Origin of the sequence: Thermococcus sp. (genome assembly GCF_015523185.1) — an archaeon.
GTDB lineage: Archaea > Methanobacteriota_B > Thermococci > Thermococcales > Thermococcaceae > Thermococcus.
Genome location: NZ_WAKV01000047.1, coordinates 1 through 11,414, shown reverse-complemented (window position 1 = coordinate 11,414; position 11,414 = coordinate 1). Strand labels below are relative to the sequence as shown.

Below are 11,414 nucleotides of genomic sequence, written 5' to 3'. Positions count from 1 at the left end.
GACGACGTCAGCGATACAGGGAAGACCCTTGAGGTCGTCATTGATGAGGTCAAGAAAGCCGGGGCTAAAGAGGTCAAGGTCGCCTGCCTCAGCATGAAGCCCTGGACGAAGGTCGTACCGGACTTCTACGTTTTCCGCACAGACAAGTGGGTCGTCTTCCCCTGGGAGGAGTTCCCCGTTGTGGTGAGGGAGTGAGTTTTTGCCTCTGCACTTTCTTTGCATCGCCATGCAACTTTTTTACTCAGGCTTCTTTTTGAGCGATTCTAAAAGCAAAATCCAACTCTGGATAAAGTTATACTCGAAAAAAGGAGAATTTTACTAAAAGTAAAAGGAGAGACTTATAAGATAAGCTGAATTAAATAACATTGCAGACCACAAGGGGGCGGATTCAATGCGACAGCAAAGCCTGATAGCCCTCCTGTTGGGCCTGCTGATAGTTGGTGTTATAGGATACGCACAGGCAACTCCCATAGGTGGTGTCAAGGTAGTTCTCCTCGACGAAAATGGGAACGCGCTAACTGGATGGGGAAAAGTTTACTACACCGTCTGGACGTTCGACGAAAACGGGAGCATTAAGGTCCTCAAAAAAGGCACCCTTAAAAAGAAGCTTTTCTTCTCAGGAAACACGATAAGGATATTCTCAAGCGCCCTCAATGAGGCCAAAACGATCTCAAGAAAAATAGACTCAAAAACCACCTTTATAGGAGTGGACGTCTGGATTGTAAAAAATGGAGAGGTTTACACCCTACCACCGGACAGTTTTGAGGCTACACTTAAAGACAAGGTGCTTCCAGAAACGGTGGAGCTGACGTTTAACCTCAGCGACGCAAGAAAGACTGCCATTCCAAGTGCTCAGAATGTCAAAAGTTCTAAAATGATGTGGTTTGAATGGCAAATGATAGGGGAGCAAAAGTTCCAAAACGTCAAAATACCAGTTCTTATAATCCACAACAACGTCTCCAGTCCCGTAATCGGGACGGTCGACTTAGGGGCGTACAAACCATGGGGGCCAGATGTAACGGTCGTATTCGGCAGAGACATCTCAAAGAAAACGAATTTTGATCCGGCCGTGATAACAGTTAGAGCTCTCAGCAATTCAATAACCAACTACTACGCAGGGGGCGATGAAGTAGAAGTTCCAGAGCATTCATGGGGCTACGTGTGGATTAAAGGAACCGTCCACTACATCTACCAGAGGGAATACATGTGCGAGGAAGATTCCAATGATAGAGTCCACTGCTCTCCAACTGGCAACGAAAGATACTTCACAAAAATAGACAGCTTCACAATCACAGGAACTAACGGATACGTTAAAGACATTGAGAGCGGTTCAACGCTGGGAATGCCTCAGTTCAGCTTTCCGAGCAGGTTGATGAGAGAATGTTGTGGAATAACAGTTAAAATGAGCAATCCGATAGCCCTACCAGAGTTCTACGGAGAAATTTATAGTAAGGACAATGGACACAGTTTCGGAGTCAGTTTCAACGCCGGTGTTCCAGTCGGGGCAATCCTAGAGACATTAAGTGGGGGCAAACTTCCACCGTGGTTCGCAACGGTAACGGTCGGCTTCAGTGTCAGTGATTATTCCAGCTACATAATGCTCGGCCACGTAAAAAACAAAGGGCCTTCCAGCACCGTAACTTTCCACGCAATGGAAAGCAAGTATAAAGTCGAGATTCCAGTACACTACAGGCACGGAATAAATTACGAAAAAGTAAACGTTCCGGTTGGCCTGTACGTGGAAGCTGAGCCAGGTTGATATTGTCCCCGGGTTCCAAAATCCCTTTAACCCCCTCTCCCAACTTTTCCCGGTGATATTATGAGGGCGTTCATAGCGATAGAGGTCAGCGACGAAGTTAGAGACAACCTCCTGAAAGCTCAGGAAAGAATAGGGAACAAAGCGGCAAAGATAAAGTTCGTTGAGAGGGAAAACTTCCATGTGACGCTCAAGTTCCTTGGGGAGATTGACGAAACAACGGCCGAAGAAGTCAAGAAAGCTTTGGAAGAGATAGCAAAGAGGCACAAGAAACACCGCGTTAGGGTTAAGGGCATCGGCGTCTTCCCGAACCCGAACTACGTGAGGGTTATCTGGGCCGGAATAGAGAATGACGAAGTCATAAAAGCAATAGCCCAAGACGTGGAGCGCGAGATGAGAAGGTTAGGCTTCAAAAAGGACAAAGACTTCGTGGCGCATATCACCATCGGCAGGGTTAAGTTTGTGAGGGATAAGGTCGAGCTGGCCATGGCTTTAAAGGATTTGGCCAACGAGGACTTCGGTGAGTTCGAGGTCAATGCTATAGAGCTGAAAAAGAGCACGCTAACTCCCAGGGGACCGATTTACGAAACTATCGCTAGATTCGAGCTCTCGGAGTGAGGACAATGGACATCGAAGTGGTCATCAACGAAGTCCTCCAGCGAATCAGACCGACCGAGGAGGAGAGGACCTTCGTTGAGGGACTAATGGAGGAGCTGAAGAGCATAGCCAATGAGACCATAAAAGAACTCGGTCTCGATGTTAAGCACTACTTCGTCGGCTCTCTCGCAAAGGACACTTACTTAGCTGGAGACCACGACGTTGACCTCTTCTTGGCTTTTCCTTTGGAGACCCCCCTCGAAGAGCTTCGAAAGAAAGGGTTAGAGCTAGGAAAGGCAATAGCGGAGAAGCTCGACTCATATGAGATTGCCTACGCTGAGCATCCCTACGTAAGGGCAAAATACAGGAGAGTGAGCGTTGACTTGGTTCCCTGCTACGATGTGAAGAGCTGGAGGGACGTTAGAACAGCGGTGGACCGCTCGATACTCCACACCCAATGGGTAAACGAACACTTAGATGGCAGGAACGATGAGGTCAGACTGCTCAAACGTTTCCTCAAGGGAATAAATGCCTATGGAAGCGAGGTTTACGTGAGGGGTTTTTCAGGCTACCTCGCCGAGATTCTGGTGGTTAAATACGGCTCCTTCCTCGAGGTTCTCGAAAAGGCAGGCTTCATACTGAGACAGAAGATAATAGACCCCGCGGATTGGCTGAGAAAAGAACCCGAGATTGCCAGAAAAACTGTAGAGAGGGAAATCAATGAGAACAAACCTCTCATAGTTATAGACCCCGTTGACCCAAGGAGGAACGTTTCTGCAAACCTGAGCTGGGAGCGCTACGGGATTTTCTACTTCAAAAGCGCGGAGTTTCTTGAAAAGCCTTCAATTAAGTTCTTTTTCCCACCAGAAAAACCCTGGAAAAACTACCTCGAAGTACTGAGGGAAAGAAAGACCATCCTGCTCACCCTCGTCTTTGAAGTGCCGAATATGGTTGACGACCTCCTGCTGCCTCAGCTCGAGAGGAGCGCCAAGGGTCTTGAGAAAGCCCTCGAAAGGGAGGGTTTCAAGGTCCTCGGCTGGAACGTTGGAAAAACCGAGAAGGCCTTCATAATGCTCGAACTGGACAGGGCAGAGAGGGAGAGGATAATGCTCAAGCCGGGGCCGGAGTTCTTCACGGAGAGAGGCAGGAGGTTCTACGAAAAGAACGAGAAGGTCTGGATTGTGGGAAAGAGGCTCTACTCGGAAAAAAGAGTCAAAGAGAACGCCGTGGATGTTGTCATCGAGCTCCTCGAAAAGGGGCAGGTCTCCCTTGGAAGGGGAATACGGGAAGCGGTTAAAGGGGCCAACGTACTGTTAAACTATGTTCCCAAGGAACTGGAGAAGGAAACCTATCTCTTCCTGAGCAGGGAGAAGTGGAATCTGAAGGATTAAGATAAAACCCTTTCTTCCAATTAATGTCTTCAAACGTTCTAGGGTAGTCTTAAGCTCGAGGACGTTTTTACCATCAAAGCCCCTCTCTAAAAATTCAATCAGCCGTGATTCTTTCAGCTCGAAACCCTTCTTGGGCTTCATTGAAACCACCAGTTATAAATTTAGGAAAAACAAAATATAAACCTACTCCCTGTGCTCGCAGAACTTTGAGTTCTCCCAGAGACCATGAGCCTCCCCAGGAACGTGCCCTGTATCGGCTACAGCCCACTCAAGGTTGTAGTTCTCAACAAGGTTCCTTAGCTCGCCTTTCAGGTCACGTTTTCCAACGTAGAGGGTTGCCCTTGTAACGACGTTGTAACCGCTGGTCGGAACTTCGGGCTTCAGCGCCTCACGCCAGGCTTCTTCGCTTGTCTCCCAGCCCTCGATGGACGGAAACCCACCGAGGTGCCAGACATGGTAAAAGCCCTCGAAGTTGAGGAGCCTCAGGTATGACCCAACGAAGAGGCTTTGGAGCTCGCTTCCGTCGAAGTACTTCATCAGCTCTATAAGAACCTTGGCCATCACCGAAACGTTCGAAAACGCCACCCGCGTGTCGAGGTTCTCCCAGAAGCGCGGGCAGGAGTGATTGGCGAGGAGCATGAGGTAGTAGACCCTTCCGAGCTTTAGGGCTTCCCTATCACCATTGACAGGTTCAAGAACGTAGTTAACTGACGTGGTCAAACCGAAGTAATCGTAGTAGCCCCTAAAGAAAACCCTCGCGTATCTCACTAGGAACTCCTTCACATCACTCGCTCCGAGCTCCAGGAGACTCCTCAAAACGCCGAGCCTTACAGCCCTGTTAAGCTCGGCAAAGAGCCTCGTAAAGGCCACCTTCCAGAGCTGGGAGACCTTTCGCCCATTTACCTTCCTTGCAAAGACCCTTCCATCAACCCTTCTGTAACCGAGCCAGCGCGAATCGCTCGTTTTCCCATCAAGGCTCAAATCGAGGTAGTCGCTCCAGCTGGAGTGGTCCTTGACGGGCATGACAAAGGAGCACTCACCCCTAAGCCTTGTGAACTCGCCTGAGAGCTTCTTCCAGACAAAGGAAGGGGCTGAAATTCTCTCGACGCCTTTCTTTTCTATCCCCTCCATCCAGGCAACGAAGCGGTCAAGCTGTTGCGGATTTCCCAGGAGACTCTCAAGGTCACTTGCCGTGAAAACGAGGTAGGGAACGCCGATGCTTTCCTTGTACTCGTCCCTTCTGGAGAGTGTTTCCCCGACGAGGCCGGAAACGTCGAGAGTATTAAAGGCGAAGGCATCACTCAGTGACCACTCGCGACCGAAGACGAAGGAACCGCCGTAGCGGTTGCAGGAGTACTTGGCCTGTGGAAAGTCATAGAGGAGTTGTCTTTCATCGAGCAGAAAGACAAGCTTTTTATCTGTTGCCGATTCAACTATTTCCGCAGTTTTTTTGGTTATCACTGCCTCAGGAAGCCAGTAGCCAACGACGGGCTTGTTGCCAGTAAGCGGGGCGTAGAAATCGAAGGAAACCCTCGCGAGAATTCCCTGTTCAAACTCGTCAAGGTGGGGCATTATCGGGTGGAAGGGAACCGTTGGAACGGCGTCGAGCTCTCTGAGCAATTCAACGGTATCCTCGAAAGCCCTCCTGCGGTAGTAGAGGAGCATGAGGAGCGTGAAGGGTTCGATGTCAACGCTAACCCCTTTAAGCCGTGACAGGGTGTCTGAAATCATCTCGTAGGAATAGAGCATGGCCATCGTCCAGTTCTCGCCCCTAACCTCGTTTCCACCTATCCTAATCGCGACGGGACTCTTCCGCTCCTCATACTCTATTGGCCCGCCCCCATTACCGTCCCTGACATAAACTACATCCCCCGGTTGGTAGGCATGGAAGTGGTGGGCATACTTCATAAACATGGTCTCACGGGAGTGATACGTTTTTATCGCTTATCCCATTTTCCTACCCACTTTTGCCCGATAGGTTAATAAACATGTGTAGCAAAGCACAGATGGTGGGAGAATGAAGAAGCTTGTGAGAGAACTCCTTGGGGAAGACCTCGCAAACTATCTGGAGCTACTGAGGGCGAAGCTGGCCTTTGCGGAGGAGCTCTACGGGGTTAAGATGAACTACGTCCCACTCATCACTGAGGGTGAGATAGTGATTCTCGACAAGAAGGACGGACTGATAAAGTGGTTGAAAACAAAGAGACCCTTAAGCGAGAAAGAACTGAGGAAACTGGCCGGCAAAATCCGCCACAATCTAGAGAGTGGTTACGTTGAAAGCCTTCTCGCCATGAACATGGGCTGTATAAACGGCCCGGGGGAGTAACTTTTTAAATTCCCGTTTTAATTCCGGGCGATGAACCGTTCAGAGCTCGTGCTTCTAGCCATAACAGCCATGTGGGGGCTAACTTTTCCGGCAATGAAGGTTAGTCTGGACTATATCCCCCCAATACTCTTCCTTGCCTACCGTTTTGGCATTGCCTCGCTCCTTATGTTGACAATCTTTCGCTCAAGGGTCCTCAGAAGGGAAACTCTCTACGAGGGCTTTCTGCTAGGTTTAACGCTCTTCTTCGGCCACGGCTTCCAGATTGTTGGCTTAAAGTACACAACAGCCTCAAATTCCGCCTTCATAACCTCCCTCTACGTCGTCTTCACGCCGTTCATAGCATACTTCCTTTTAGGAGAGCGGATTAAGGCCAGAGATATTCTCTCGCTGGGCATAGCACTCACTGGCCTTTACCTGATTTCGGGAGCCGGGAGGACGGTAAGCTACGGTGACTTTTTAACGGCCCTCTGTGCGGTCAGCTTTGCCTTTCAGATAGTTCTAGTTCAGAAGTTTGGAGAAAAAGACTACCTCAGCCTGGCCTTCTGGCAGATTTTCTGGAACTTCCTCTTCTCGTTGGTATTTGCGCTCCTCTTCGAGCCGAAGGTTTTTCCAAGGGAAATCCTCCCCTGGCTCGGGCTCATTTACACGGCAATCTTTGGGACAGTGATAGCGTTTACCCTTCAGGTGAAGTACCAGAAGCACACGACCGCTTACAAGGCCGCTCTGATATACTCAATGGAGCCCATATTCGGCTCGCTCTCGGCCTTTATACTCTTGGGCGAGAGGTTTACAAAGAGGGCCCTCGCCGGAGCGTTTCTCATAATGGCAGGTGTCTGGAACGAGATAAGAAAAAACTAACGAAAAGTTAATAAAAACTTTCATCTATTATTAAACGGAGGTGATGGCCATGGTGCACGAGTACATCAAAAACAAAACCAAAGAGTTCTCCAAGGAGGAGAAGGAGAAGCGCTATAAATACCTCGGAAAAGAGGTCATTGACGTCGGAGACCCTGGACTAGACAGCATTCCCGAGTTCTACGGCATAGCAAACGCCATCTGGCGCGACTGGAAGAACGGCGAGATAAGCACCAAGACCGCACTCGGCAGACTTGCGCTCCTGAAGTTGCTCACCTACAAGACCAAGAACAGGAAGATAGCCGACATCCCGGAGGAGGAGCTTGAAGAGGTCAGGAAGTTCATAGACTACGTTATTCAAGTCATCAAGAACGAGAGCAAGAGAAAGGGAGAGCCGGAAGAGGAGAGAGGGACAGAAAACGCTTAAAACTCATCTACCTAATTCCCTCCGCCCTCCCCTCTCACACCCCCGCGAGAGGTGACCGGGGGGCGGTCGGGGAGGGCACATTCCACAGCTCCGGGTTGAGCCTCAGTATCATTGCCATCAAAACGACAATCTCGTTGAGCTCGGTTCTCGTGAGTAGTCCTTTGCTCAGAACACCTATTGCTCCGGTCTTTTTCTTGAGCTCCGGGTCGTTTACGAGTTCATCCATGACAATCCCAGCCTAAACTCCCTCATCAAGGATTCTCCGAATCAACAGAGGGGGATACTCAAAGCCCGGCCCGTGGCCGAGGATTACTAAACCGTTGGGGCTCGCTATTGCGCAGACCTGTACGTCAAGGTAGCCGGTTAAAGTTCCAAGGAACTCGTAAATTCCGGCCTCTATCCCAACACCAAGGTCGGCTCCACCCTTCTCCAAGGCTTTCCTCGCCCTGTTTATTGCGCCCCGCGTTATCTCTTCGATTCCAACCGGCTGGTCGGAGCGAGGTTCTCGACCTCAACGCCCAAAACCTCGACGTCGCCGTAAATTCTCTTCATCACGTTTTCAACTGCCCTAACCTTCGTCGGGTTTATTGAACCGACCACGATTCTCATGCCACCACCGAAACGGCTTGGCAGAAAACCTTATAAGCCAACTTCCCAACTTTGCCCGATACCGATGAGGGGGGAGTGTTTTATCCTTCGCTCCGCCCGTTTCGAGGCTTGAGCCCTCTTCTGGGTTAGCCTTAACTCTCACTTCTGGAGGGTTTTGCCATGATTAGGGAGCCAGAGTTTAGGGAGTACAACCCAGGGAAGCTTGAGGAGAAGATAGAGAGCTTTTGGAGGGAAAACAACACCTACGAGAAGGTTAAGGCCTCCCGCCAGAACGGCCCAAAGTACTACTTCCTCGACGGACCGCCCTATGTAAGCGGTGCCATACACCTTGGCACGGCATGGAACAAGATAATCAAGGACATGATAATCCGCTTTAGAACAATGCAGGGCTACAACGTGAGAAGACAGCCGGGTTTTGACATGCACGGCCTTCCAATAGAGGTCAAGGTCGAGCAGGCCCTTGGCTTAAAGACCAAGAAGGACATAGAGACAAAGATAGGGGTTGACAACTTCATCAAGAAGTGTAAGGAGTTCGCACTTAACAACCTGAAAATAATGACAGAGCAGTTCAAGCAACTGGGCATATGGATGGACTGGGACAACCCCTACATGACCATAAAGAACGAGTACATCGAATCGGGCTGGTTTACACTCAAGAAGGCCTGGGAGAAGGAGCTTTTGGAGAAGGACAAGAGGGTTCTCCACTGGTGCCCGCGCTGTGAGACTGCCTTAGCTGAACACGAAGTTCGCGGCGAGTACAAGCTCAGGAAAGACCCGAGCATTTACGTCAAGTTCCCGGTGGAGGGCAAAGATAACGAGTACCTCCTCATCTGGACTACAACGCCGTGGACGCTCCCGGCCAACTTGGCTGTCACGGTTCATCCCGAGTACGAGTACGCTAAAGTCAGGGTCGAAACCGAGAACGGAGAAGAGTACTGGATAATAGCGGAGGCCCTCGTTGAGCGCGTTCTTGCCGAGGTTGGCCTTAAGGGTGAAATCGTCGAGACCTTCAAGGGCGAGGAGCTCGAGGGAATAAGGTACACCCACATTTTAATGGACGAGTATCCAGCTCAAAAGGAGTTCCGCGAGAAGTACAAGTGGGCACACCGCGTAATCCTCGGCGAGCACGTAACGCTAGAGGACGGTACCGGGCTGGTTCACACGGCACCCGGCCACGGTGAGGAGGACTTTGAGGTCGGACAGAAGTACGGCCTACCAGTTTACAGTCCGGTTGACGACCAAGGCAGGTACACCGAAGGAAAGTGGAAGGGAACCTACGTCAAGGACGCCGACAGGGAGATAATCGAGTACCTTCGCGAGAAGGGCTACCTCGTGAAGGCCGGTGAGATAGAGCACAAGTACCCGCACTGCTGGCGCTGTAAGACCCCGCTTATATTCCGCGCAACAGACCAGTGGTTCCTCAAGGTCAGCAAGGTCAAGGACAAGATAATCAAGGAGAACGACGAGAAGGTCACATGGTACCCGGACTGGGTTAAAGTTAGGTATGACAACGGCGTGATGAACTCGGGCGACTGGGTCATAAGCAGACAGCGCTACTGGGGAATACCGCTTCCGATATGGCAGAGCGAAGACGGCGAGATATACGTCATTGGCTCCTTCAGGGAGCTTGTTGAGAAGAGCGTGGCGATAGAGGTTAATGGCGAGAGGATAGAGCTACCCGAAAGCTACGAGGAGAAACTAAAGGTCATAGAGGAGAAGCTCGGCCCGGAGGATTTACACAGGCCCTACGTTGATGCCTTTATCATAAAGGTCAACGGCAAGGAGATGAAGAGGGTAAAGGACGTCGTGGATGTGTGGTTCGACAGCGGAATAGCCAGCTGGGCCTCGCTAGACTACCCGAGGAACAAAGAGCTCTTCGAGAAGCTCTGGCCGGCGGACTTTATAGTTGAGGGTGAAGACCAGGTAACCAAGTGGTTCTACTCCCAGCAAGCGGCCTCGGTCATAGCCTTCGACACCGTCCCCTACAGGGCTGTTGCAATGCACGGCTACGTTCTAGATGAGAAGGGCGACAAGATGAGCAAGAGCCTTGGGAACATCATAAGGCCTGAGGAAGTCGTCCAGAGGGAAGGAAGGGACCCGTTCCGCTTTTACATGCTCTGGGCAACCAACCCGTGGGAGAACCTTCGCTTCAGCTGGAAGGGTCTGGCGCAGGTTAAGCGCATGTTGAACATACTCTGGAACGTGTATGTACTCAGCGCCACCTACATGAGCCTCGATAACTTCGACCCGACGAAGCTCAACCCGGAGGAGCTTCCCTTCCGTGAGGAAGACCGCTGGATTCTCAGCAGGGTGAACGGGCTCATAGGGGATGTCACCGAAGGAATAGAGACCTTCAGGCTGACTAGGGCAACGAGGGCAATCTACAACTTCGTCGTTGAAGACCTCAGCAGGTGGTACGTCAGGCTCATCAGGAAGCGCATGTGGGTCGAGGGAGACGACCCGGACAAATTAGCGGCCTACTATACAGTATGGAAGGTCTTCGACGTTCTCCTCAGGCTCATAGCGCCGTTCACGCCCTACATAGCCGAGGAAATCTACCAGAACCTCCTGAGGCCCTTCGTTGGTGTTGAAAGCGTCCACCTCCTTGACTGGCCGAAGGCCGATGAGAAGGCTATAGATGAGGAACTCGAGCGCGAGATGGAGGCCGTAAGGAAAATCGTCGAGGCAGGCTCTTCAGCGAGGCAGAGGGCGAAGATAAAGCTCCGCTACCCGGTGAGGAGGATAATCATCGAGACCGAGGATGAGACCGTTAAGAAGGCCGTCGAGAGGCTGAACAGACTCCTGAAAGACCAGCTCAACTCGAAAGAAGTAGTCGTCGGCAGGGTCGAGCGCGAGCTCGTCATAAAGCCGAACTTCGCGAAAGTTGGCCCGGAGTTCAAGGGCGACGCAAAGCTCGTCATAGCGTGGATAAACGAGCACGGAAGGGAGCTCTACGAGAAGGGTGAGATTGACGTTGAAATCGAAGGAAAGACCTTCCACCTCACGAGAGAGCACCTAACGGTTGAAGAAAAGCTGCCCGACTTCTTCGTTGCCGAGGACTTCGAGGGCGGAAGAGTGTTCATAGACAAGACCCTCACGAGGGAGCTTTTGGCGGAAGGCCTCGCCAGGGAGTTCGTCAGGAGGATACAGGAGATGCGCAAGCGCCTGGATTTGGACGTCAACGACCGCATTAGGGTTACCATAGAGACGAGCGAAGAAAACCGCGAGCTTCTCCAAGAGAACCTCGACTACATAATGAGGGAGACGAGGGCTACCGAGGTTGTCTTTGGAGAAGCGAAGGGCTACGTGGTTGAATGGCCTGAGGTTCAGGCGAAGATAGGGATTGAGAAGGTGGAGGAGTGAGTATGTTCCTTCTTTTCTTCTATCCTATGCCATTGCCAGGGTAACGACCAAGGTAATGGCCAAGAGGACGAACCCCGCCAGCAGCTCCCT

At 51.2% G+C, this 11,414-nt stretch carries 9 protein-coding genes and 1 pseudogene; 8 read left to right on the top strand and 2 right to left on the bottom strand.

Going from position 1 to position 11,414, the window contains the following annotated elements; all coding sequences use genetic code 11:
* From F7B33_RS05180 to cca, 4 genes are all read left to right on the top strand, one after another.
* Positions 1 to 195, top strand: a 195-nt coding sequence (locus F7B33_RS05180; protein ID WP_297073557.1) for a phosphoribosyltransferase, incomplete at its 5' end; no start/stop codon positions are given.
* A gap of 196 nt (positions 196 to 391) precedes the next feature.
* Entirely contained in the window at positions 392 to 1,759 is a 1,368-nt protein-coding gene (locus F7B33_RS05175) for a hypothetical protein (RefSeq protein WP_297073555.1), read from the top strand.
* 60 nt (positions 1,760 to 1,819) lie between these two features.
* Positions 1,820 to 2,374, top strand: coding sequence for an RNA 2',3'-cyclic phosphodiesterase (thpR, locus tag F7B33_RS05170; protein WP_297073553.1), 555 nt, complete (start codon positions 1,820 to 1,822; stop codon positions 2,372 to 2,374).
* Positions 2,375 to 2,379: 5 nt separating this feature from the next.
* A complete protein-coding gene (cca, locus tag F7B33_RS05165) occupies positions 2,380 to 3,744 on the top strand; it encodes a CCA tRNA nucleotidyltransferase (RefSeq protein WP_297073551.1) in 1,365 nt (454 codons plus the stop codon).
* A gap of 183 nt (positions 3,745 to 3,927) precedes the next feature.
* On the opposite strand, the gene F7B33_RS05160 is transcribed toward cca, so the two are convergent.
* Complete coding sequence (locus tag F7B33_RS05160) at positions 3,928 to 5,658, bottom strand: glycoside hydrolase (protein WP_297073548.1); 1,731 nt, start codon at positions 5,656 to 5,658, stop codon at positions 3,928 to 3,930.
* A gap of 103 nt (positions 5,659 to 5,761) precedes the next feature.
* Here F7B33_RS05160 and F7B33_RS05155 point away from each other — a divergent pair, with 103 nt between their 5' ends.
* Genes F7B33_RS05155 through F7B33_RS05145 form a run of 3 tightly spaced genes read left to right on the top strand, consistent with a single transcriptional unit; the run spans position 5,762 to position 7,352 of the window.
* Positions 5,762 to 6,070 (top strand): hypothetical protein, encoded by a 309-nt coding sequence (locus F7B33_RS05155; protein ID WP_297066458.1) that lies wholly within the window; start codon positions 5,762 to 5,764, stop codon positions 6,068 to 6,070.
* Between the two features lie 30 nt (positions 6,071 to 6,100).
* Entirely contained in the window at positions 6,101 to 6,928 is an 828-nt protein-coding gene (locus F7B33_RS05150; RefSeq protein WP_297073547.1) for a DMT family transporter, read from the top strand.
* A gap of 49 nt (positions 6,929 to 6,977) precedes the next feature.
* Positions 6,978 to 7,352 (top strand): hypothetical protein, encoded by a 375-nt coding sequence (locus F7B33_RS05145; RefSeq protein WP_297066467.1) that lies wholly within the window; start codon positions 6,978 to 6,980, stop codon positions 7,350 to 7,352.
* Positions 7,353 to 7,386: 34 nt separating this feature from the next.
* Here F7B33_RS05145 and yjjX read toward each other — a convergent pair.
* Positions 7,387 to 7,904: pseudogene (yjjX, locus tag F7B33_RS05140) on the bottom strand (inosine/xanthosine triphosphatase).
* Between the two features lie 216 nt (positions 7,905 to 8,120).
* Here yjjX and ileS point away from each other — a divergent pair.
* Positions 8,121 to 11,324 (top strand): isoleucine--tRNA ligase, encoded by a 3,204-nt coding sequence (gene ileS, locus F7B33_RS05135; protein WP_297073545.1) that lies wholly within the window; start codon positions 8,121 to 8,123, stop codon positions 11,322 to 11,324.
* Positions 11,325 to 11,414 lie beyond the last annotated feature (90 nt).

Bases quoted from the DNA above. Each gene is read 5' to 3' on its own strand.
- F7B33_RS05175 (WP_297073555.1), top strand. From the start codon at position 392: ATGCGACAGCAAAGCCTGATAGCCCTCCTGTTGGGCCTGCTGATAGTT.
- thpR (WP_297073553.1), top strand. From the start codon at position 1,820: ATGAGGGCGTTCATAGCGATAGAGGTCAGCGACGAAGTTAGAGACAAC.
- cca (WP_297073551.1), top strand. From the start codon at position 2,380: ATGGACATCGAAGTGGTCATCAACGAAGTCCTCCAGCGAATCAGACCG.
- F7B33_RS05160 (WP_297073548.1), bottom strand. From the start codon at position 5,658: ATGTTTATGAAGTATGCCCACCACTTCCATGCCTACCAACCGGGGGAT.
- F7B33_RS05155 (WP_297066458.1), top strand. From the start codon at position 5,762: ATGAAGAAGCTTGTGAGAGAACTCCTTGGGGAAGACCTCGCAAACTAT.
- F7B33_RS05150 (WP_297073547.1), top strand. From the start codon at position 6,101: ATGAACCGTTCAGAGCTCGTGCTTCTAGCCATAACAGCCATGTGGGGG.
- F7B33_RS05145 (WP_297066467.1), top strand. From the start codon at position 6,978: ATGGTGCACGAGTACATCAAAAACAAAACCAAAGAGTTCTCCAAGGAG.
- ileS (WP_297073545.1), top strand. From the start codon at position 8,121: ATGATTAGGGAGCCAGAGTTTAGGGAGTACAACCCAGGGAAGCTTGAG.